The 21707-nt window shown below is 56.9% G+C and carries 17 protein-coding genes and 1 pseudogene; 15 read left to right on the top strand and 3 right to left on the bottom strand.

All coding sequences use genetic code 11. The features are described 5' to 3' along the window. Nucleotides 1–652: 652 nt before the first annotated feature. The 4 genes from ACF0H7_RS26125 to ACF0H7_RS26110 are packed head-to-tail and all read left to right on the top strand — an operon-like array spanning nucleotide 653 to nucleotide 4756. Nucleotides 653–1210, top strand: coding sequence for a polysaccharide biosynthesis/export family protein (locus ACF0H7_RS26125; protein WP_397449723.1), 558 nt, complete (start codon nucleotides 653–655; stop codon nucleotides 1208–1210). Nucleotides 1211–1236: 26 nt separating this feature from the next. Beyond that, nucleotides 1237–2352 (top strand): hypothetical protein, encoded by a 1116-nt coding sequence (locus tag ACF0H7_RS26120; protein ID WP_397449722.1) that lies wholly within the window; start codon nucleotides 1237–1239, stop codon nucleotides 2350–2352. Nucleotides 2353–2372: 20 nt separating this feature from the next. Then, nucleotides 2373–3935 carry a GumC family protein gene (locus ACF0H7_RS26115; protein ID WP_397454024.1) on the top strand — a complete coding sequence of 521 codons (1563 nt, stop codon included), beginning with the start codon at nucleotides 2373–2375 and terminating at the stop codon, nucleotides 3933–3935. Between the two features lie 11 nt (nucleotides 3936–3946). Further along, nucleotides 3947–4756: a CpsD/CapB family tyrosine-protein kinase gene (locus ACF0H7_RS26110; protein ID WP_397449721.1), complete on the top strand. Its 810-nt coding sequence runs from the start codon at nucleotides 3947–3949 to the stop codon at nucleotides 4754–4756. A 45-nt stretch (nucleotides 4757–4801) separates the two neighbouring features. Here ACF0H7_RS26110 and galE read toward each other — a convergent pair whose 3' ends face one another. The 3 genes from galE to ACF0H7_RS26095 form a co-directional block, all read right to left on the bottom strand. Next, a complete protein-coding gene (gene galE, locus ACF0H7_RS26105) occupies nucleotides 4802–5764 on the bottom strand; it encodes a UDP-glucose 4-epimerase GalE (protein WP_397449720.1) in 963 nt (320 codons plus the stop codon). Nucleotides 5765–5845: 81 nt separating this feature from the next. After that, nucleotides 5846–8527, bottom strand: a complete 2682-nt coding sequence (locus ACF0H7_RS26100; RefSeq protein ID WP_397449719.1) for a cellulase family glycosylhydrolase — start codon at nucleotides 8525–8527, stop codon at nucleotides 5846–5848. Between the two features lie 5 nt (nucleotides 8528–8532). Continuing rightward, nucleotides 8533–10077: an O-antigen ligase family protein gene (locus tag ACF0H7_RS26095; RefSeq protein WP_397449718.1), complete on the bottom strand. Its 1545-nt coding sequence runs from the start codon at nucleotides 10075–10077 to the stop codon at nucleotides 8533–8535. 193 nt (nucleotides 10078–10270) lie between these two features. Between ACF0H7_RS26095 and ACF0H7_RS26090 the strand changes: the two genes are divergently transcribed. The 11 genes and pseudogenes from ACF0H7_RS26090 to istB all read left to right on the top strand — a co-directional run bounded on the left by ACF0H7_RS26090 (nucleotide 10271) and on the right by istB (nucleotide 21704). Beyond that, complete coding sequence (locus ACF0H7_RS26090; protein WP_397449717.1) at nucleotides 10271–11647, top strand: oligosaccharide flippase family protein; 1377 nt, start codon at nucleotides 10271–10273, stop codon at nucleotides 11645–11647. A gap of 322 nt (nucleotides 11648–11969) precedes the next feature. Beyond that, complete coding sequence (locus ACF0H7_RS26085) at nucleotides 11970–13436, top strand: FAD-dependent oxidoreductase (RefSeq protein WP_397449716.1); 1467 nt, start codon at nucleotides 11970–11972, stop codon at nucleotides 13434–13436. 172 nt (nucleotides 13437–13608) lie between these two features. Continuing rightward, complete coding sequence (locus tag ACF0H7_RS26080; RefSeq protein ID WP_397449715.1) at nucleotides 13609–14226, top strand: acyltransferase; 618 nt, start codon at nucleotides 13609–13611, stop codon at nucleotides 14224–14226. Continuing rightward, nucleotides 14219–15175, top strand: coding sequence for a glycosyltransferase family 2 protein (locus ACF0H7_RS26075; RefSeq protein ID WP_397449714.1), 957 nt, complete (start codon nucleotides 14219–14221; stop codon nucleotides 15173–15175). The genes ACF0H7_RS26080 and ACF0H7_RS26075 overlap by 8 nt, the downstream gene beginning before the upstream one ends. Nucleotides 15176–15181: 6 nt before the next feature. After that, a complete protein-coding gene (locus ACF0H7_RS26070) occupies nucleotides 15182–15745 on the top strand; it encodes a serine O-acetyltransferase (RefSeq protein WP_397449713.1) in 564 nt (187 codons plus the stop codon). Between the two features lie 19 nt (nucleotides 15746–15764). Then, a complete protein-coding gene (locus ACF0H7_RS26065; RefSeq protein WP_397449712.1) occupies nucleotides 15765–16742 on the top strand; it encodes a glycosyltransferase family 2 protein in 978 nt (325 codons plus the stop codon). A gap of 7 nt (nucleotides 16743–16749) precedes the next feature. Next, nucleotides 16750–17682 carry a DUF535 family protein gene (locus ACF0H7_RS26060; RefSeq protein ID WP_397449711.1) on the top strand — a complete coding sequence of 311 codons (933 nt, stop codon included), beginning with the start codon at nucleotides 16750–16752 and terminating at the stop codon, nucleotides 17680–17682. A 70-nt stretch (nucleotides 17683–17752) separates the two neighbouring features. Further along, nucleotides 17753–18955 (top strand): glycosyltransferase, encoded by a 1203-nt coding sequence (locus ACF0H7_RS26055; protein ID WP_397449710.1) that lies wholly within the window; start codon nucleotides 17753–17755, stop codon nucleotides 18953–18955. Continuing rightward, nucleotides 18952–20139 carry a glycosyltransferase family 2 protein gene (locus tag ACF0H7_RS26050; RefSeq protein ID WP_397449709.1) on the top strand — a complete coding sequence of 396 codons (1188 nt, stop codon included), beginning with the start codon at nucleotides 18952–18954 and terminating at the stop codon, nucleotides 20137–20139. The genes ACF0H7_RS26055 and ACF0H7_RS26050 overlap by 4 nt, the downstream gene beginning before the upstream one ends. Continuing rightward, nucleotides 20139–20870, top strand: a pseudogene (locus tag ACF0H7_RS26045) (WecB/TagA/CpsF family glycosyltransferase); the annotation flags it as partial. The gene ACF0H7_RS26050 and the pseudogene ACF0H7_RS26045, both read left to right, overlap by 1 nt. After that, nucleotides 20868–21704, top strand: a complete 837-nt coding sequence (istB, locus tag ACF0H7_RS26040; RefSeq protein ID WP_397454023.1) for an IS21-like element helper ATPase IstB — start codon at nucleotides 20868–20870, stop codon at nucleotides 21702–21704. The pseudogene ACF0H7_RS26045 and the gene istB, both read left to right, overlap by 3 nt. Nucleotides 21705–21707 lie beyond the last annotated feature (3 nt).

Here is a 21707-nt window from a genome sequence, read left to right as displayed (position 1 = left end):
CTTGTTTCTCTATATGTGTGCCATTATTTTGACGAAATAGTGTGGGGGCGATAGAGAGTTATTATGGTGACGAACCATTGACGCGATGGCGATGTGCTCATAAGCTCAGGTCATAAAGCGGCACCGATTTATTCGGATTTTTTAGCAAACAAGGCGCCCTGCAAACCTCGACTTATTAGGATGCAGTGGCCGAATTTTGAATGAGTCAGCAGCTCACAGAAGACTACTTCGCCCGATAAAGATAGCGATGCACTCTGCAGTAGGGTGAAAGCGCTCGATACTTTCCGTTACGTTCATCTTTTGTTGATCATCCTGAGTGATGCGCTCGGGACGCCTAACGCTTATAAAAATCAAATGAGAGCAGCGCCGATGACCACGGCGGCGGGGCTATTGTTTTTTGCGGGATGGGTTTCGTTTTTATTGTTGCCTGGCCGGACTCGGCAACAGCTTGTTAAATTTCGAGCGGTAGCTATATTCATTTTGAGCCGCGCTGCTGGGGCTGCTGCGGTTGCATTGAGTGGGTGGACGTTGTCACCCAGGAAGATCGAGGCGATTGTGAATGGTCGTTTCGTTGCCACAAAGGGGAGCGAAAGATTTTCGCCCCGTATTCATGTGAAGCTCTTTGCATGGCCATTTGGCCGGAGGGATCCCGATGTTGCGTTTGTCGTTTTCTGTGCTCTGTGTACTGGTTGTCTGGGCTGGCGTTAGCAACGCCGATGAACTAAACACGGGTTACCTTCTAAGTCCTGGCGATAAGATTACGATTTCCGTCTGGAAGGAAGACAGCCTTCGCCAGGAGGTTAGCGTTCTCCCCGATGGCAGTATTAACTTTCCTCTCGCGGGACGAATCGAGGTGGCGGGGCTTGATACCACTGCGGTCGTGAAGAAAGTGACGACCAAACTTGAAGAGTTCCTGCCCGAGCCTACTGTGAGCGTGGTTGTCACGAGCACGGCGGGTAACCTCATCTACGTGCAGGGCAAGGTGATCAAGCCAGGGCCTGTGCAGATGGCAGGCCCAACGGCAGTGCTGCAGGCATTGAGCATGTCGGGTGGCCTCGACAAGTTCGCGGATGAAAATGAAATCAAGGTCATCCGGCTAAGGGGAAAGTCGCAACAGATACTGCCGGTTCGCTACAAGGATTTGATTTCCGGGCGTGATATGTCCACCAATATCCAGCTTCAAGCTGGCGATACGCTGGTCGTACCTTAGCCTTGCGCGACTCATTGGGGCTTATCGTGCCTACGCTGCGAGCAACCGGAGTCGCCACGGTCTTTTTGATCTTGCCGTTTCCGGGAGTGGCTTACGCGTCTATTTGGCAAACGACCGTCGCCGTGCCCACGACCGTCGAATACGACAGCAACCCGACGCTTGCCACGTCCGGTGAGAAAGGTGTGACGCGTACGATCGTCGCACCCGATTTTGGCCTGGTGGGTGCGTTCGGTGCCGACCAGTTGCAGTTCGGCCTGGGCGTGAATTTCGTGCGCTCGTCGGACACAGACATCATCAAAAATCGGGAAGACCCAGACTTGCGGGTTGGCTGGGAGCGTGAAAACGAGAAAGGGCGTTTTGGGCTGACGGCCCGATATGTCGAGAGCTCGACGCTTTCCGATGCGGTTGAACAAACCGGTGTGGTGGCTACCGATGGCACGCAAAAGCTGTACACATTGGCGGGGAACTGGAGTACCGCGCTGACTGAGCGCAGTACCCTCGAGAACGAGATCGAGTATGCGCATGCCACTTACGACGTGGTTACGCTGACCGATTATGACGAGCTGTCGGCCCGCGTGGGTTGGCGTTACGCCTGGAATGAACGTACCCAGGTTTTTACCCGTTTCGCAGCAAGACGCTATGAGCCGGATCAAGGGTCGGGAGTGCAGTCCTCGAATAGCTACACCCCCACGGTCGAAATCAAATACCAGTTTTCCGAACGGTTTGAGGGCGCGCTGCGACTGGGGGTCGATCAAGAGTCCGGAACCAGTAGCGGCCCCACAGGACAAGGCGGTTTTGATTTTCATTACAAAGGAGAACGCATGGACGCAAGTATTGATGTCGATCGCAGCTCGGTCGCCAGCGGGCAGGGCGGTTTCGCCGAAGTCGACCGCGTTCAGGGCTCATGGAGTTATGCCCTTGATGAGATCAGTCGAGTAGGTCTGGATGCCACATGGCAAGACAGTAAAGGGCAAACCCCAAATACCTTGCAGAAGTACGGTGCCTGGGCCAGCCGAGAGCTCTCGCCTTTTTGGGTTATGCGCCTATCCTTGTTGTACAAAGAGCGCCAGCAAAATGCACTGCCAGACGCCCGTGCCAATGTGATCGGTTTGAGCCTGACCTACAGTTTTCCCGACCTCTGAATTTTAGCAGTGTGGTTACTATGAAATCTGAATACGAACTTTCGCTCAATGATTACATTGCCATAATCAAGGATCGAGCCTGGCTGTTGGGCCTGAGCTTCGCGGCTATTCTGGGTGTGACCGTGGCCGTCGCCATTGCTATCCCGCCGGTTTATCAGTCAGCGGGCACCATTCTCGTCGAGTCTCAGCAGATCTCGCCCGATCTGATTGCCTCGAACAACACGACCTTCGCCGACGAGCGTATCGAGGTCATCCGCCAGCGCGTGATGACCCGTGAGAACCTGCTCAGGATCATTGAGAAATACAACCTGTTTGCCACCAAAGGCAGGCAACTGAGCGATGCCGACAAAATTGATCAGATGCGCAATGCCATTGAAGTTGCCACGGTCAGTACGGTGGTCAAGGGGCGCGGGGAAGTGACGATTGCGTTCCGTGTTTCCTTTGATCACAAACAGCCTGAAATTGCCAATGAAGTGGGCAAGGAACTGGTGACGTTGTTTCTCAATGAAAACATCAAGCAGCGCACCGAGCGTGCCAGTGAAACGACAGAGTTCCTGACGCAGGAAGCGAACAAGCTCAGGGTCGAACTGGAAGCGTTGGAAAACCAGTTGGCCGACTTCAAGCAAGCGCATGCCAACACGCTGCCCGAGCATCAAGAGTTGCGGATGAACATGTTGTCGCGCGCGGAGGGTGACCTCAAGGAAGTTGACCGCGACTACAAGGCGGCTCAGGAAGAGTTGCGCTATACGGAGCTGGAACTGTATTCCGCTAAAGTCGGGCTACCTACTCAGCCCGGCGCTGCCGCCGCTGCTGTCGAGCAACCGCAAGATCTGGCCAGCCTCAAGGCGGAGTACGCCAGGCTGCTGACTCGCTATAAGGAAGCCTACCCGGACGTGCAAGTCGTCAAGCGCAAAATTGCCGCGCTCGAAGGCTCCGAAAGTCGTGGCGTTGCACCTGTTCCGGTCAGCCTTGATGTGGCGAGGGTTCAGACTCGAATCGCCGCCGCGCAAGTTCGGATTAAATCGCTGGCCGATCAAAAGCAGGAAATACTCAAGAAAATTGATGGTTTCGAAGCGGATATTCTCGAAGCACCGCAAGTTGAGCGTGGTCTGACGACGCTGAATCGCGACCACGATAATGCCCGCAAGAAGTATGAAGAAATTCGCACCAAGGAAATGAGCGCGAAAATCTCCGAAAGCCTGGAAGAGGAAAACAAAGCCGAACGTTTTGTGTTGCTCGAGCCGCCGCAGACGCCTGAAGAGCCGGTGAAACCCAACCGCAAGAAAATTGTGGCGTTGGGCTTTGTCCTGGCCCCGGCTGGTGCGGGTTCGCTGGTCATGCTGCTCGAAATGTTGAGCCAGCGCATCCGCGGTGTGGAAGCGCTGGGCAGTGTGCTGGGCAGGCGCGTACTGGTCGCTATTCCCTACATCACCACTCAGGGCGAACTGGCTCGGCGCAGGAAGTGGCGGACGCGTTTGTTGATTATCGCCGCCGCGCTGGTCGCTTTCATCCTGGTGCTCGTGCACATTTTCTATATGCCGTTAGACCTTCTGTTATTTAAAGCTATGGCTCGGTTTGAATAGGGAAAACTGCAATGGACAGAATTACGCCGACTATCGATAAACGCGCCAAGCAGCCATCGTCCAGTCAATCCGAAGAAAAAGCGCTGGCCACCACGTCGAGCGATCAGTTGCCAGCGCTCGGTCAATTCGAATATGTGCAAACCAGGGTCGTGCCGGTGCGGGCAGAGCACCTTGAGCGCCACCGTATTGTGGCTTACAACAAAAACTCGAGCATGAGTGGCGCCATCGATCTACTGCGCACGCAGGTGTTGAAGATCATGGACGAAAATGGCTGGCGCACGCTGGCTATTACGTCGCCGACGCCTGAGGCAGGCAAGACGGTATTGGCCATCAACCTGGCAATGAGTGTCGCGCATCACACGACCAAGGCGGCGCTATTGGTGGATTTCGACTTGCGTCGTCCCCGGGTTGGCTCTTACCTGGGTTTGCCGATGGAAAAGTCGCTCAATGAGTTGCTGGCGAATAAAGCCGAATTGAAAGATGTGCTGGTCAATCCGACATTGCCGCGCTTTGTGGTCTTGCCGACGCGTGAGCCAATTGCGCTCTCCACCGAAATGCTGTCGTCGCCGATGGTCAGTAATCTGATCACCGACCTGCGCGACCGTTATGACTCACGCATCAATATTTTCGACTTGCCACCGTTGCTGAGCTCCGACGATGCGATCACCGTCCTGCCCAAATTCGACTGTGTGTTGCTGGTGGTCGCGAACGGGATGAACACCAAGAAAGAGATCGAGGAGAGCCTGTACCACCTTGGGAAGGCCAATCTGATCGGTACGGTGTTGAACAAGGCCGAGATGCAAAATCGAACGTACTATTAAGTTCTTTCCTGCCGGGGCTGACGACCTTCGTCAGCCCTCCTGCTGTCAGCTCCAGGGATACTTCTGTTCCCAGTTCCAGGCGTGCGTCACGATCTGATCGAGCGAAGCAAATTTGGGCTGCCAGCCCAGTAGTGCCCTGACCCGGCTCGAGTCAGCCACAAGGCGTGGCGGATCTCCCGCACGGCGCGGCGCATCGCTTGTGACAATATCCCGGCCGGTCACGCGGCGCGCGGCATCGATCACCTGCTGTACTGAAAAGCCTTGGCCGTTCCCCAGGTTGAAGGCTGTGCTCGCCCCGCCTTCCAGCAGATAATCCACCGCCAGCAAGTGCGCGGAACACAGATCGCTGACGTGGATATAGTCACGAATACAGGTGCCGTCGGGTGTGTCGTAATCCCGGCCGTAGACGGTGATCGTTGAACGCCGGCCGGCAGCAGCTTGCAGGATCAATGGCAGCAGGTGGGTTTCGGGCTCATGGCGTTCGCCCAGCTCGCCATCGGGATCTGCGCCAGCGGCGTTGAAGTAACGCAGGCTGACTGACTTCAGCCCATACGCGTGGTCGAAGTCCTCAAGTATCTGCTCCACCATCCACTTGCTGCGCCCATAAGGATTGATGGGAGCCTTGGGATGTTCTTCGTCGATGGGGGTGTACTGCGGGTCGCCATACACGGCCGCGCTCGAGGAAAATACCAGATTCTTGACCCCCGCCCGAAGCATGGCCTGCAGCAGCGTCAGGGTGGCCGCGAGGTTGTTTTGGTAATACTTGGCAGGCTCCGCGACGGACTCGCCTACCTGTATGAATGAGGCGAAGTGGAACACGGCATCGAAGTGATGTTCGGCAAACACGGCATCCAGCGCTGGCGCATCGGCGATGTCCAGTTCGATCGCTGGCAAGCGGTGGCCGCCGGAAAAATTGTCCACCACCTCAACGTCATGACCTGCATCGAGCAGCTTCTTGACCATATGCGAGCCGATATAGCCTGCACCACCAACAACCAAAAACTTCATCCAGCTCTCCTTGGAATCTGTTACTGCGTAAGCGTAGGTTGGAGCGCCCCGAAATCGTCCCTAAACAGGCGGGGTGGGTGATCAGCTGGCCGGCGTGCCTGATGCTGCGACGCTGGCAGGGTTTGGCTGATCATGCTTCGAGAGGGTAGAGGTCGAACTGGTTTTTTTCAAGAACAGCCAGTTGGACATCTGCCGTCCGTCGAAACTGATGATGTATTGCCCATCCTGGTAGACGGCCGGCAGCTCTTTCATCTGCGAAACGGTCCCCTGGAAAAGCTTCAGGCCGCGCGCTGCCTTGATGCTCAGCGTGCCTTCGAGGGGCTCGATATAAAAGGGCGTCTTGCCCTCGTCTTTGGGGATGGCCCGGGTGCCCAGCGAAATCAGCAGGCTCTGCGATTGGCCGAATGGCAGGGCGTCGAGACTTTGAACCACCACGCTGGCGTTGGCGGTTTTCATCTGCACCTGGATGTCGCTCAGGTTGATCGACTTGCCACCGATCCAGCCTGTTGCCGCCTGGGTGTGCGGCGTATTGATGGTGTAGACGCCTTGTGCCCAGTTGCGCTTGAGTTCGCCGGTGTCGGTCGTTGACTCGCTGGCATTGGCGTCCAGTAGCGACTGGCCCGGGTCATGAAACACCTGCGCGTCACTGGCGAGCGTACTCGGTTGCAGCCAGGGTAATTCTGGCGTTTGTGGCATCGCGATTTGCAACCGGCCTTTCTCCATCGCGGTACGCAGCAGCACAGAGTTGCTCGGCGAGATGTCCTGGTTGAACAGGGTGCTCGGCGTTGGCGCGAAGACATAGGTGGTCGTGGCCTGGCGAACGTCTCCACGGCGATACAGCAAGGCGGCGGCAGGCAGAGTGGCGAGCAGCGCCGGGTCGTTATAGGCGTTCCAGTTGTCGGCACTCATCCACGCGCCAGATAGCGTTTCCTGGCTGTAGGCATATTGCATCAGCGCATCCCAGCCCTGGTGACTGGCGGTACCTGCGACGTAGAGCGGCAGTGAGTGGCGGTCGGGGGTCGGGAAGGGTTCGGCGTTCCACTCGGTGACGGTCAGCGGCTTGCCTGCGACCTGGCCCGCGGCGATCCAGTCGACCATGTTGTCGCTGCTCAACGGGTTTTTCTCGAGTTGGCCAACGCCGCCATAGCTGTGGACGTCGATCATGTCTCCGGCGGTGAGAGCCGGCAGCGCGCTCAGGCCATTGCCGCCCCAGGTGCTGGTGGTGGTAATCGGCACCTTCACCCCCAGGTCACGCAGGTGTTGAATCATGTCTACATCGAAACGTTGCTGCAGATCATTGAGAAACAGCTTGGCAGGGCCATGCTCCCAGGCGCGCCAGGTCAGGTTGGCCGAAAGATTGTGCTGTTTGGCAAAGACACTGGCCTCGGCCATGTAGAGTTTGCTGTGCTTGGGTACTTGCTTGTCCGGCAACAGGGCGTTGCCATAGTGCTGGGTGATGTCGTTTTCGTTGGTGAGCAATACTGCGGCGACGGCCGGATCGTCTTTATAGGCCAGGCCGGTATAGGCGTTCACATGGGTCAAATAGGCCTGGGCGAAGCGCTTCATCGCTTGCTGAATGGCGAGATTGACGTAGGCGTAGCCCTTGAGGTCGGCAAGGTTGTTGCTGTCCTTGGGCAACTCGTCGAAGCCATAGATGTTGTCGTTCTCCATGAGGCCTCGCTGCACGTGCATGTCGAGCCACACATAAATGCCTTCGTCTTTGAGGCTCTTGATCCACAGATCGATTTTCTTCAGCGACTCCGCGTTTAACTGCTGGGTGTCACGCGTGACTCTGACGTCGCCGAAAATGTTCGGCAGCACCCATGGCGAGTCGTGGTGGTGCAGACGTACCAGATTGAAGCCCAGGGCTGACAGACGTTTGGCTTGCTGCTTGATCTCATCGTCCGGCGTCTTGAACAGTGAGTAGGCCGACACGTTGGTGCCCCAGAAACGCGCTGGGGTGTTGTCTGCAAAGAGCAACTGCTCGCCGACCACTTTGACAAAACCGTGTTTGCCGGCCGGTTTGTCCTGGGCGTTTAGAAACGACAGATCGACCGGCGAGGTTTTCCAGTCGATCTGGTCGCTTGGCCAGCTCTTTGGGTCGGCCAGGCCGAAGCGCTCGGTGGTGGTTTGGCCGATCGCAACATCGCCAGACACGCTCAGGACAGCGGTGATGTGCTGCTGGCCGGGAGTGATGGTGCCTTTGTAGAACAGCGCACGCACTTCGGAGGGGTCGCCTTTTTCGAAATACACGCTCGCCAGCGGCGGGTCAAAGCGCATCTCGACGTGCTGACCTTGTGCATTCTTGCCCCAGGACCAGCCGCGATTGTCAGGCAGCAACACCGGCTCGCCCATTTCCCCAGCGAACAGGGCACGGTCGAACCTGAAGACGATGCCCCCGCCGATCACGCCTGATTTCAGGCTGTGTGCATCCAGGTCGAATTTCCAGGCCAGCGTCTTTTCGTCCGGCTTCTGGATCTGCGCGGCCAGATCGAAATCCAGGCTTTTGTTGGTGCCGACAATCGAGTAGCTGTACGGCGCGTTCACCTTGAACGACGCGGAAAAATTCGCCCAGTCCCAATTGCTGCCAAAGAAAGCGAATGACGAGATCACCGCAGGCCCGCCACCGCGGGTCAGTGTCGGCAGGCCGCTGTGCTCGTCGACGCTGGCGACCCATTCCGAGGCCCAGCTGGAACATGATAAAAGGGCGAGGCTCAAGAACGCCGAGGCCAGCATAGCGGGACTGCGAAAACGTGAGGTCATGAACATTACCGGGGTTGAAGGCTGGTGCTGGCGGTACTGACGGTGCTTGCGACGCGTGCTGTCTGGGTGTGCCTGAGCCGGCTCACCCGCTGCACATAGGCCACGCCTAACCCGGCCACCGACCAATACACCACGGGGATGACCGAGATGCTGCTGACGGTAAAAATGGTGACCATGATCCCGGCCAGGGTCGCCAGCAGCGCACGCCCGAGACGGCGTTCCTCGTCGTCTTTGTCGGGAAATAAACGCATTGCTTTGCGGATGCCGAGCAGGACCGTGACGAAGAAAGCCACGAACAGCGCCAAGCCGACCAGGCCGAGCCTGAGCGCGACACTGAGGTAGGTGTTGACGATGTCGATGATGCCTTGACCCTGGATCATCGATTGCATTTCTGGGGTGCTGCGATAATCGAATGAGCCGAACAAGGGGTTACGCTGGATGACGAGCAATGAATTGTCGATCAAGCGTTCGCGGTACGTGATGTTCTCTGTTTCCACTGTGCCGATGAACGGCAGCAGATCAAGCACCTTTTCACCGCCGGGCACGATGGTCAGCATGGGCAGTGCGAGCACACCCGCGAGGGCCAGCATGATCAGACGTTTGATGGCGCCACGGCCGGTGGCGACGTACGCGACGATGATGACCGCCGCACCGATCCACGGCCCACGCGACATCGGCGCAAACAGTCCGGCGGCCAGCAGCAGCGCGCCGAGCCGACGCTGCAGTTTGCTGCGCACATAGGGCTGCAGGAACAGGAAAAAGCCGATGGACACGCTCATGACGTAACCCAGCGCGATGGATTGGCCGGTTGTAGCGCTGGCGCGTAACGAGCCGCCACGGCTCAAGTAGCTGGACATCTCCCAGTGCATGCCCATGGCGTAGGTCAGCGCGTTGTACAGCAGCCAATGACGAGAAAATTCGCAGACCCCAATAATCGCCAGCACCATGGCAGCGAGCAACAAACCAAACAAAGCGTCTTTGAAGTCGCTGAGCTCTTTGAGCGCTCTGCTCGCGACGTAATAAGGCAGGAACACGTCGGTGAACAGGTACAGCGTTTGGCGCAGGGTGTCGGTGGGCGTGGTTTCTCGCAGGTAAAGCAGGCTGGTCAGCACCAGACTGGCCGCCAACAGCTTGTCAGGCCAGGTTCGCCCGAATGGCAAAGTGTCTTCTTGCTTGCGTAGCGCAAAAAAAGCGGGAAGTAACACGCATAATGACAGCAGGCGGATGTGGTCAAGGTCAAAAAAATAATTGGCCAGACCGAACGCGGGTATCTGCACGGAAGCGGGTGGAATGAGAAAAAGCAGAAGATAAAACAGCCCCATGGGGTGGCGTTCACGTCGCCCGGCGGCGATCAACACGACCGCAGCAATGCCTGCATACACCCAAAAGCTAAAGGAGACGAAGGCGAGTATCGTCAAGCCAAACCACAGATTGCGACGCCGGGTGAAGTCGCCGTAGGGGATCAGATCTGCTGCAGGGCGGCGGGCAAAGGTAAAAACGATGCCGGCAACAACCAAAATGACGACTAGCGCGCGTAAGTGCTCTGGCATGGGCTGTAAATCTTCTTCCTTGGTGAGTATTGGTCAGTCGCTGATTGATTCGGTTTTCGCTAGCAGGCGTCCTGCAGTCCTTGATCCACCCAGGGACGATAGCTGAATTTTGAATTAATCAACGGTCCTCTGGCGATATGGCAAATTGAGATTATAGTGATGTTTGCACGCCATCGAAGTAGGGATTGATGTTATGCCGTTGATTGATGTATCGCCAACCGTGAGCCTTCGTAGGCGCGCGATATCGGCCGGGGCATGGAATCTGGTGTCACTGGTGGTATCACAAGCCATGCGTCTGGGGGGCAACCTGATCATGGCTCGCTTGCTGGTGCCGGAAATGTTCGGCGTCATGGCCATTGCTACCACTGTTTCAGTGCTTTTGCACCTGCTTTCCGATGTCGGTTTGCGCCAGAACATCATCCAGAGCCCGCGTGGCGACGACCCGAATTTTCTCAATACCGCCTGGACGGTGCAGATCGTGCGCGGCCTGGTTCTGTTTGGGTTGACGCTGCTGGTGGCTGTCGGCGCCTGGTTTGCGCAAGTCATCAACCTTTGGCCGGCCGATTCTGCCTATGCGGTCCCACAGCTGCCATGGGTACTGGCATTGACCGGTTTTACTGCGGTCATCTTTGGTTTTCAGTCGACCAAGATGGATGTGGCCGTTCGATCCTTCCAGCAAAAGAAAGTGGTGCTGGTCGAGATTGGCTCGCAGGTTGCCGGCCTGCTGGTGATGCTGGTGGCCGGTTATTTGACGCGGTCCATCTGGTCGTTGGTGGCCGCTGGACTGGTGTCGGCCGTGGTCGGTACGGCGCTGGGTCACCTCAGCTTCCCGGGGCCGCACAACCAACTGCATTGGGAACGCGCGGCGCTCAAGGAATTGGTTGCCTATGGCCGTTGGATACTGCTGTCTTCGGCAGTGGGCGTGTTGGCCATGTATGGCGACCGCATCTGGTTCGGTGGCAGCATGTCGGCGACAGAGCTGGGTATTTACTCCATCGCCTCGCTGATTCTCGGGGCGTTTCAGACCGGCGTGCTGAAGTTATGTGGGGCCGTGACCCTGCCAGCCCTCAGTGAGGCCGCCAGAAATAACGACACCGTGCGTCTGCGAACCTTGTATTTCCGGTTCAGATTGATGTTTGATCTTGCCTTGCTGTTTGTCTGTGGGCTGCTCTTTATCATCAGCCCGCTCCTGATTGACTGGATGTACGATAAGCGTTATTCCGGCGCCGGTCCCATGATGGCGATTTTATCGCTCTCTTTCTTCACCTTGCGCTATACGCTGTCGCATCAAGCCTGGCTGGCGTTGGGACTCACAAAATACCTGGCGATGGATAATATAATTCGGGTGGTCGCGTTGTGGGTGCTGCTGCCTCTGCTGTTGGCGATTGGTGGGGTGAACTATGCAATATGGGGTGTCGCCCTGCATACATTCTCAACGCTGGTGCTGATTGTATATGTCAACTGCAAGATAGGTCTTTTTGATATAAAGCGTGAGCTTGTTGTATTGCCGATGTTGGCGGTGGGGGCCGTGTGTGGTGAGTTGTTTTTGAGCCTTGTCAAGTGGCTCTGATTTAACCTGGGGGCCATGGTTTCTGGTAATTTGTAAGGGAGCATTCAGGTGATGGTCAAAGCGACCAAGTATGTTGATATTGATACATTGGCTGAATTCTAAATAATGATAATGGCGGGGGTCTGGGGATCATGAGGGAACTTGACTTTAGTATTCCGGCGCTTAATCGCAGAGGTTTTCTCTGGCGGTGCACCATTGTGGGCCTGGGCGGGGCGGTATTGGGACTTCCCTATGTCGTTGCACGGCAATCCGTTGATCAATCGAAGTATGTCGTTATCAACGGCTGGGTGTTGCCTGCCCAGCATTTCCGGAATACGTCAGCATGATCAAAGATTACCAGTCGCAGAAAGAACTGCGCGACGCCTATGATTTTTGCATTATTGGTGGGGGGCCAGCCGGTATCACGCTGGCCTTGCGCCTGGCACGGGCTGGTTGGAGTGTGGTGCTGCTCGAGGGCGGCGGGCACGAATATGCACAGCGCTCGCAAACGCTCTATAAGTGCCCATCGTCAGGCCTCGACGTCTATGCCGAGGAAACACGACTGCGCTTTTTGGGCGGGACCTCCAATCATTGGGCCGGGCGTTGCCGTCCCTTCGAGCCGTCCGACTTCGCCATTCCTCCGCCGGGCGATTTACCCGGTTGGCCCATAGCCTTCAGCGAGATCAAGCGCTACCTGCCGGAGGCCATGGCGATTGTGGATCTTCCTTCCGGGGAGGACTTCAAGGCGATTAACACGGCTTTGAGCGGCGACGAATTTGACGCTGATCGCTTCTTGCTCAGCCCGCCGACGCGATTTGCCCAGAAATATACTGACGATCTGACCAAGACCGATGGGCTTGATCTCTTCATCAATTGTAACTGCGTGGATATCGAGTTTGACCACGCGTCGGGCCGCATCGCGTCTGTGGTGGTGGCTGATTACAACTCGCACCGAGAAAAGCTAAAGGCAAAAAACTTCATTCTGGCGACAGGTGCGATCGAGAATGCCAGGCAGTTGCTCAACAGCGAGTCTCTGGTGGCCGGCGGTATCGTAAAAAAAGACGGCCTCGTCGGCCGTTGCTTCATGGAGCATCTGAACGTCGATATGGGCACCTTCATTCTGAAGGACGGCCAGTCGAGAGACCCTTGTCAGTACTACACGACCGATGCGTTCGTGAAGGAATACCACTCAGGCAAGGGTAACGTCACCACCACGGTTCTGTCAGAGGTGAAAGCCTACGGTATAACCGCCGGTGTTAAGGACTTTTTCGAAAATCTCACCTGCGAAATGGGCGTCGCGCACAAGGTCGACTATATTGCCAAATTCAATTGCCCGGGCGATGGCGTCATCACCACCTTGATCGAACAGTTTCCCAACGCCCAAAGCTATGTTTCGCTGCTCAACGAGCGGGATGAGTTAGGGATGGCCAAAGTGAACATTCACTGGGAACTGAGTGCTGCGGACAGGAACACCATTAAGGTCATCGGGCTGGAAATGGCCAAATATTTTGCCGAGTCGGGGCTCGGGTTCGTCAAACTGAACGAGTACGTTTACGATCCGTCCTTGCCGCTGAAAGTGGCGCCTCACGCCCACCACATGGGCACCACAAGAATGGCCAGTTCACCTGAGTTCGGGGTGGTAGACACCAACTGCAAAGTGTTTGGTACCGAAAATCTTTACGTCGCGGGGAGCAGTATTTTTGCCACCGGCGGAGCCAGTAACCCGACGATGCCGTTGTTGCAATTTGCATTAAGGCTGGCAGATCATCTTAATGACAAAATGAAGTTGATGTCGGCCAGTAATTCCTGACATGGCAGGGTTAACGGCGGTAGATTTAAAGTGGTAGTGTTAAAAATGCAAGTGCAGTGCTATTGAGGTTGATTTGAGTGCCATTGATTGACGGGGTGGCAAGATCAGCAAAGATAAGGAGTATATCCGGCACTGTCGCAGTTCCAATCAGTGTATTAGGGAGGCAGGTAGAATGATCGGATGGGTAAGGAAAGCATTGGGTAACTTTGCCATGTCCACAGGGCGTGGTCGCTCAATCTATAAGAAGTTTTATCGACCCAACGGGCGAGAGTGGGCTGAGTACCTGTCCCGCTGGGGTGGGTTGCACTCCATGGGCACTAATGTTGATATTAATGCCGGGTGCAATATCACCGACCCCTCTCTACTGCGGCTGGGTAATAACGTAAGTTTGTCGGACTGCACGTTACTTGGGCATGACGGCGTGGTGAGTCTGCTAGAAAAAAGTTACAACATGAAACTTGATTCGGTCGGCATCATCGATATCCGTGACAACAGTGGCGTCGGGCATGGCGCTATCATCATGCCTCGCGTGACCATAGGTCCGGATTCAATCGTCGCCGCTGGCGCTGTCGTCACCAAAGACGTTCCGCCTGGGGTGGTGGTCGGGGGTAACCCGGCGAAGGTCATTTGTACCATGGAACAAATGATCAAAAGACTCGAAGAGCGGAGCCTGGAGTATCCGTGGATTGACCTCATTAAACAGCGCACTGGCTCTTATGACCCTCAACTGGAGTCGACACTGGCCGCGATGAGAGTGCAGTACTTTTTCGGGGGGGAACCGAATGGCTAATGCACTCCTTGATGTGCTGATCGTCAACTACAATACTGCGGGCTTACTGCAGCCGATGTTTGACGCCTTGCGTCAGTCTGACCGTGCGCATCAAGTGAGTTATCTCGTGGTGGACAATGCCTCTGCCGATGACTCGGTGGCGCGCCTGGCAACGGTGTGTCCAGAGGCACTTCTGCTCGCTAACAAGAACAATGTTGGCTTTGGTCGAGCCAATAATCAGTTGGTCGAGCACCTGCAAGGCAAGTACGCGTTACTCCTCAATACCGACGCTTTTGTGGCGGCGGATACCCTGAGTAAAACCCTCGACTACATGGAGGCTCACCCCGATTGTGGAGTATTGGGCGTTCGGCTGGTGGGGCGAGAGGGTGATCTGCAACCTAGCTGTCGTTATTTCCCCACGCCATTGAACGTATTCGTCGCCCGGACAGGGCTTGGGCGCTTTTTCCCAGGCCTGAAAATGATTGATGAAATGACCTGGGACCATGACTCGGTACGTGAGTGCGACTGGCTACCGGGATGCTATTACTTGATCCGCCGTGAAGTCATCGATCAGGTGGGCTTGTTCGACCCGCGCTACTTCCTCTACTACGAAGAGGTCGACCAGTGTAAACGCGTTAAACAGGCCGGCTGGAAGGTGGTTTATTACCCGCACACCACGGTGGTGCACATCGGCGGGGAAAGCTCCAAGTCGGTTGCTGAGCTGGATAAGGCCAGTCGACAGATATCCACCTTGCAAATCGAAAGCGAGCTTTTGTATTTCCGTAAGCATCACGGCGTACTCGGGTTGGCACTGCATATGCTTCTAGTGAGTCTGGGTGATCTGGTTTTGGCGCTCAAGTCACTGTTGAAAGGGCGCGGCTGGGCTGCCATCAAGGCGAGCTGGCTGCATTGTCGTGCCACATGGGCGTTGCTGTTCGATACCCGGTTCGCGAGCCAACCCACACGGTAGGTGATCATGTTCGAAAACATACGCGCGGACTTGCGTGCCCATGGTGGCGACTGGGGTGCTCAGGGGTTCTGGGTGCTGCTGGTTTATCGCTTTGGACGGTGGCGTTACGGCGTGCGCCCGGCGGTACTGCGCAAGCTTCTTTCTTTTGTGTACAAGTTTCTTTTCAAACTGGTGCAGATCCTCACGGGTATCGAATTGCCGTGTGAGGTCGTCATCGGCCGCAACTTCGTCATCGACCATTTTGGCGGCATCGTGATCAGCGGGTATGCACGATTCGGCGATGACTGCCGTGTGCGCAATGGCGTGGTCATCGGCCTGAAGAATGTGGATAAGCCGATTGCTCCGGTGCTGGGAAACAATGTCGATATCGGTGCGGGGGCCAAGGTACTGGGCAATATTCGTATCGGCAACAATGTGGTGATTGGCGCCAACGCTGTGGTGCTGACCGATGTGCCGGACGACTCGATTGCAGTGGGTGTGCCGGCAGTTGTCAGAAAAAGACAGTACGCGGCAGAAGGGAATTTGCATGAGCCCGTCGATGGGCCATGTCAGGCAGCATCACATCGTTGATCCAACCGCGGTGAAGTCCATGGCTACTGGTATTGGCATTGTAGTTATCGGTCGCAATGAAGGTTCGCGGCTTGAGCGCTGTCTGACTTCGCTGGTCGGCGCGGCGGACAAAGTTGTTTATGTCGATTCTGGCTCGACCGATGGGTCAGTGCAGATGGCGCTAACACTCGGTGTCGAGGTATTGGAGCTGGACCTGGCCATTCCGTTCACGGCTGCGCGCGCGCGCAATGAAGGGTTTGCCTGCGTGCAGCGCTTGTTGCCTGCGCTGCGGTATGTGCAGTTCGTCGATGGTGATTGCGAGGTGGCGTCGGGTTGGCTGCCGAAGGCGCAGGCGTTTCTGGATGCGCAACCTGAAGTCGCGGTGGTGTGTGGGCGGCGACGGGAACGCTTTCCTCAACGCTCGATTTACAACTTGTTGTGTGATCTTGAATGGGACACGCCGATCGGTGAGGCCAAGGCGTGCGGCGGCGATGCGCTGATGCGCGCTGACGCGTTTGCCGCCATGTCCGGTTTTCGCCCGGAACTGATTGCCGGAGAAGAACCCGAGTTGTGCGTGCGCCTGCGTGCGGCGGGGTGGAAGGTGTGGCGTCTGGTCGACGAAATGACCCTGCACGATGCGGCCATGACCCGTTTCAGTCAGTGGTGGCAGCGCAGCCTGCGGGCTGGGTATGCGTTTGCCGAAGGTGCGTTCTTGCACGGGACTGCTTCGGAGCAACATTGGTTGCGCGAGTCGCGACGTGCATGGTTCTGGGGCCTGGGCATCCCCTTGGCGATTATCGCTGCGAGTTTGGTGTTGGGAGGGTCCGGATTACTGCTTCTGCTGGTTTACCCGCTACAGGTCGTGCGCCTGGCACGCCGGGGTGACAGGTCGGCACGGGAAAACTGGCTGCAGGCTTTCTTCCTGGTTCTGGGGAAATTCCCGGAGATGTTTGGGCAAGTAAAGTTTCTATTGAACAGATTCGGCACCGGCAAGTCGGTGTTGATCGAATACAAGTGAGACTCCCATGATGGTTCGGCCGGTGGTTAAAAGCGTGTTTGTCTTGTACCCGGGGTACTCGTTACGGGACTTGAACAACAAATTTAAATTGATGACCCTGATCGCCCGGGAGTGGTCGGGTCTGAAATTATTTTTGTCGCGCCTGTCGAACGCGCTGGGCAAAAGCAATTTTGAGGCGCTGGGCGTGGATTGCATTGGCGTCGTCCAATGGCCCTACATCAGTAAAAGCTGGAACTCCGAGGACAGGTTCGGCGTGTTGGCCTCGCACTATGAGGTGGTCGCCGCCTGCTGGCCGCAGCTGTTGTTGCTGGGGCGCGATGAAAGCCGGGTGCTGAGCGACTTGTCGAAATACTCCAGTGGCTGTTCTTTAGTGCTGGACCGTCCGACCTGGTTTATGCGGGAAGGGGAGTTGGTGCTCAACGTGTTTCGGGGTGATTTGCGCGTGGCCTCCATCGCGTTCTCCTTGAGTCGCACGGAAGGTGAATTGTGCATTTTCATCGGCGCCGTTCAGGGAATACACAAAGGCGTGGACAGCGAAACGTCCTTGAATACTTACCGGGACCTGACCAAGGATTTCGAGGGGCTGCGACCTCGAAGCTTCTTGATCGAAGTTATTAAATGCATCGCAAGAGCGGTCGGTGTTTCGAGTATTTATGCTGTCGGTGATGGCTACCGACACCATCGTCACCCCTACTTTGGGGCTGAAAAGGCTAACGACCTGGCGGCAAATTATGACGTCATATGGTTGGAGCATGGCGCGACTCAGTCGGAACGCGAAGATTTTTTCGCCATTCCTACCGCGTCCTCCAGGAAGTCACCTGACGATATTTCTTCAAAGAAACGTGCCATGTACCGCCGGCGGCATGAGCTGCTGGATGAAGTTTTTGCACAGGTAGAGGCCGCCTTGCCAAGCCCACAATCGGCAAGTGCAAGCGCCTAGCGGTGCGATCGTAATGTTGGAACGGCGTGTGCTTTGCACAGTAGTAGTCATTGGTCATGGATGAGTTGTTATGCGCATCTCCTATTTCATCAATCAGTATCCCAAAGTCAGCCATAGCTTCATTCGTCGCGAAATTCTGGCGCTGGAGCGTCAGGGGTTCGAGGTTCAGCGCATTGCTTTGCGGGGTTGGGACGCGGAGTTGGTAGATGCCGAGGATGAGTCAGAACGCAATAAAACCAGTTATGTGCTGCAAGGCGGTGCCAAGGGGCTGATTGCGCCTTTGTTGCAGGTCCTGCGTGCCCAGCCGCGGCGCTTTTTTTCGACCTTGTGGCTGGCACTTCGCATGGGGCTGCGTGCCGATCGTCCCTGGCCCTACCATTTGGTCTATTTGGCCGAGGCGTGCCAGGTACTGCAGTGGTTGCAGGCGTTCGGCGCCGGGCATGTGCATGCACATTTTGGCACCAACTCAACCGAGGTGGTGATGCTGGCCAATGCACTGGGTGGGCCTGCGTACAGCTTTACCGTGCACGGCCCGGAAGAGTTCGACAAACCGCTGTTGATCAAATTGCGCGAGAAAGTCCGGCGTGCGGCGTTTGTCGCGGCGGTCAGCTCTTACGGACGGAGCCAGTTGTTTCGTTGGGTGGCGCATGGGCACTGGGCGAAGGTCAAGGTGGTGCATTGCGGCCTGGAGCGGGTGTTTCACGATGTGCCGGCAGTCGCGGCGCCCTCCGCGCCGCGGCTGGTATGTGTAGGCCGCTTGTGTGAGCAGAAGGGCCAGTTGTTGTTGCTTGAGGCTGCCCGAATCTTGGCGGCCCAAGGCGTGGAGTTCGAGCTAGTGCTGGCCGGCGACGGGGAAATGCGCGCGGAAATTGAAGCCCTGATTGCCCGGTATGAGTTGCGGGCACGGGTGCGAATTACCGGCTGGATCAGCAGCGCGCAGGTACGCGAGGAAATTCTTGCCGCGCGCGCCTTGGTGTTGCCCAGCTTCGCCGAGGGCTTACCGGTGGTGATCATGGAAGCCATGGCCTTGCGTCGGCCGGTACTGACGACCTACGTGGCGGGCATTCCCGAATTGGTTCGACAGGGTGAGAACGGTTGGCTATTTCCCGCTGGGGCGGTGGATGAGCTGGCAACTGCAATGGCGGACTGCCTCGCGCAACCTGCCGACGTCTTGCAGCGAATGGGGGAGGCTGCTTATCAGCGCGTGTTGGAACGACACGATATCGACACTGAAGCGGCCAAGTTAGCCAGTTTTTTCAGGGCGCTAGCATGATCACATTACTCAATTGGCTGCTGGGAGCACTGGCGGTGCTCATCCTCGTGCCGGCATTGGTGCTGTTTACCCAAGTGCTGCTGGCCTGTTTGCCCGCGCGGACGCTGCCGCTGGCGCAAGGGTCGCGACCGCGAGTGGCGGTGTTGGTGCCGGCGCACAACGAATCCTCACTGATACTCGCGACGCTGACTAGCATTCTCCCGCAATTGCTGAAGGGCGACCGACTGTTGGTGGTGGCGGACAACTGCGATGACGACACTGCCGCGCTGGCCCGCTCGACGGGCGCAGAGGTAGTGGAGCGCACCAGTGATCAACAGCGTGGCAAGGGTTATGCGCTGGACTTCGGGGTACGGCATCTGGCAAGCGCAGCGCCGGAGGTGGTGATCATTGTCGATGCCGATTGCCAGGTGGGCGAGGGCGCTATCGAGCATTTGGCAACACGCTGCATCGGCTCGGGCCGGCCTGTGCAAGCACTCTATTTGATGCATGCACCCGCAGGCGCAGCGCTGAAAGTGCGGATTGCCGAGTTCGCCTGGTGTGTGAAGAACCGGGTGCGGCCACGAGGCTGGGCTCGACTGGGTCTTCCTTGTCAGTTGATGGGGGCGGGAATGGCTTTTGACTGGCGGGATCTGACGTTGATCAACTTGGCCAGTGGGCATCTCGTTGAAGACTTGAAGATGGGCCTCGATCTCTGTCGCAATGGCAAGCCGCCTTTGTTCTGTCCTGAGGCGCGGGTAACCAGTTACTTTCCGGGCAGCGATGAAGTGTTAAGTAGCCAGCGCACACGCTGGGAACATGGCCACCTGGGGGTCATCCTCGGTGATGCGCCTAAGCTTTTTGTCGAGTCGATTGGCCGGGGTAACGGCAACCTGCTGGCCATGACCCTGGATCTGCTGGTCCCTCCGTTGGCCCTATTGGTCTTGGCGTTGGCGGCTGTCTTCAGCCTCTCATGGTTGGCATTTTTGCTGTTCGCAGCGTTGGCTCCTGCGTTGATAGCGTCTGCTGCGATGGCACTCCTGGGTGTCGCAGTTTTGCTGGCATGGAGCCAATTCGGTCGCGAGCTGATCTCTCTTTCAGCCTTGCTCTACGCACCGTTCTACGTGGTGAAAAAAATCCCCCTGTATCTGGGATTTTTGATCAAGCGCCAGGTTGATTGGGTTCACTCGAAGCGGGATGACCGTTAATGCGCGCCCTGACCTGGCAGAAAAACTGGAAAACCCTGATCGGAAAACTCCGATTGGTCAGTCAGCCGCATGATGAACAGGAGCTGCTTGAAGCGTTATCCACACCTGAGTCGGCGCTCGTGCTCGGTTTCATCAATGCCCATGCGCTGAACCTGGTGGCGCGCGACGCCAATTACTACAAGGCGCTGTCGGCCGTTGACGTGTTGTTACGGGATGGCCTCGGCCTGGCGATTCTGTTGCGCCGGATCGGCCTCAATCCTGGGCTGAACATGAATGGCACGGATTTTATCCCCAAGATTTTGGCTGCGTTCAAGGGGCGGCGTGTGGCGTTCTGGGGCACTGAAGAGCCTTTCCTGAGCAACGCGGTACAGCGCAGTGAAGCGCTATTCGGGGTCAATGTCGTCTCTGCTCACCATGGCTTTGCCGGGGTCGATACCTACATCAACCTTGCCCAGCAAATGCAGCCGGAGTTGATTGTGCTGGGGATGGGAATGCCCAAGCAGGAAGCCGTGGCTGCACGGGTGGCGGCCTGGTTAAATGTCAGTGGCGCGCCGTGCCTGATCGTGTGTGGCGGGGCAATTCTGGATTTTATGGGTGGCAAGGTAGTGCGGGCGCCGCAATGGACGCGCAGTCTGCATTGCGAGTGGATCTTCAGGCTGATGAAAGAGCCCAAACGATTATTCCATCGTTATGTGGTGGGCAATCCGCTGTTCCTGTTGCGTACGCTGATTCCTCTCGGTGCCGATGCGACCTCGGCCCAGCCGGCTGACGAAGTACTCAGAAGCCTGCAACATCGGCGCATCGAAGCCTTGTGCCAACAGTTCCAGTTGCACAGTTTCTCCACCGAGTGGGCCGCACTGGCCCAACAGGCTGTCGAGAGAGAATTCAGCCATGCCGATTTCCTCGAACAACTGCTGCTGAGTGAGGACCGGGCTCGGCAAGAACAGCAGAGTCCAACGCTGCTGCACCTGTCCGGACTGCCCGCGGTGAAGACGGTTGAGCAGTACGACTTCACCTTTGCCAGCGGCGCGCCGCAGAGCCAGATTCTGGAATTGGCCGAGCTGACGTTTATCGAGCATAAAGAAAACGTGCTGCTGCTGGGGCCGTCGGGCGTTGGCAAAACCCACTTGGCCAGCGCTCTGGCTCATCGGGCAATCATGGCTGGCATCTCGACCAAGTTCATCTCTGCGAGCGACCTGATCCTGCAATTGGTCGACGCACAGCTGCAGGGACGCCTGCCCCAGTACTACAGCCGCGTCGTCGAACAGCCCAAGCTGCTGGTGATCGACGAAATCGGTTACCTGCCCTTTGGGCGCGAGGAGGCCAACCTGTTCTTCAGTGTCATCGCCAAACGCTACGAGCAGGGCAGCGTGGTCTTGACCAGCAGTCTGCCATTCAGTCAGTGGTCGACGACCTTTGCCGACGATTCGAAACTGACCACCGTGTTACTGGATCGGTTACTCCACCATGCTCATACCGTGCAGATCAGCGGGCAGAGTTACCGGCTGAAAGACCAGCTGGAGTCCGGTGAAGTCGTGCCTCGGGCTGCGGCCTCACCCCGTTGATCA

Origin of the sequence: Pseudomonas sp. NA-150 (assembly GCF_044336365.1) — a bacterium.
In the GTDB taxonomy this organism is placed as follows: Bacteria; Pseudomonadota; Gammaproteobacteria; order Pseudomonadales; family Pseudomonadaceae; genus Aquipseudomonas.
Note: the sequence above shows the minus strand (reverse complement) of the source record. Positions and strands in the feature narration are given on the sequence as shown.

What these genes read in the sequence shown, in the direction of transcription:
- ACF0H7_RS26115 (WP_397454024.1), top strand. Translation starts at nt 2,373, where the DNA reads ATGAAATCTGAATACGAACTTTCGCTCAATGATTACATTGCCATAATC.
- ACF0H7_RS26100 (WP_397449719.1), bottom strand. Translation starts at nt 8,527, where the DNA reads ATGACCTCACGTTTTCGCAGTCCCGCTATGCTGGCCTCGGCGTTCTTG.
- ACF0H7_RS26060 (WP_397449711.1), top strand. Translation starts at nt 16,750, where the DNA reads ATGATGGTTCGGCCGGTGGTTAAAAGCGTGTTTGTCTTGTACCCGGGG.
- ACF0H7_RS26075 (WP_397449714.1), top strand. Translation starts at nt 14,219, where the DNA reads ATGGCTAATGCACTCCTTGATGTGCTGATCGTCAACTACAATACTGCG.
- ACF0H7_RS26095 (WP_397449718.1), bottom strand. Translation starts at nt 10,077, where the DNA reads ATGCCAGAGCACTTACGCGCGCTAGTCGTCATTTTGGTTGTTGCCGGC.
- ACF0H7_RS26055 (WP_397449710.1), top strand. Translation starts at nt 17,753, where the DNA reads ATGCGCATCTCCTATTTCATCAATCAGTATCCCAAAGTCAGCCATAGC.
- galE (WP_397449720.1), bottom strand. Translation starts at nt 5,764, where the DNA reads ATGAAGTTTTTGGTTGTTGGTGGTGCAGGCTATATCGGCTCGCATATG.
- ACF0H7_RS26085 (WP_397449716.1), top strand. Translation starts at nt 11,970, where the DNA reads ATGATCAAAGATTACCAGTCGCAGAAAGAACTGCGCGACGCCTATGAT.
- ACF0H7_RS26110 (WP_397449721.1), top strand. Translation starts at nt 3,947, where the DNA reads ATGGACAGAATTACGCCGACTATCGATAAACGCGCCAAGCAGCCATCG.
- ACF0H7_RS26125 (WP_397449723.1), top strand. Translation starts at nt 653, where the DNA reads ATGTTGCGTTTGTCGTTTTCTGTGCTCTGTGTACTGGTTGTCTGGGCT.
- ACF0H7_RS26070 (WP_397449713.1), top strand. Translation starts at nt 15,182, where the DNA reads ATGTTCGAAAACATACGCGCGGACTTGCGTGCCCATGGTGGCGACTGG.
- ACF0H7_RS26050 (WP_397449709.1), top strand. Translation starts at nt 18,952, where the DNA reads ATGATCACATTACTCAATTGGCTGCTGGGAGCACTGGCGGTGCTCATC.
- ACF0H7_RS26065 (WP_397449712.1), top strand. Translation starts at nt 15,765, where the DNA reads ATGGCTACTGGTATTGGCATTGTAGTTATCGGTCGCAATGAAGGTTCG.
- ACF0H7_RS26080 (WP_397449715.1), top strand. Translation starts at nt 13,609, where the DNA reads ATGATCGGATGGGTAAGGAAAGCATTGGGTAACTTTGCCATGTCCACA.
- ACF0H7_RS26090 (WP_397449717.1), top strand. Translation starts at nt 10,271, where the DNA reads ATGCCGTTGATTGATGTATCGCCAACCGTGAGCCTTCGTAGGCGCGCG.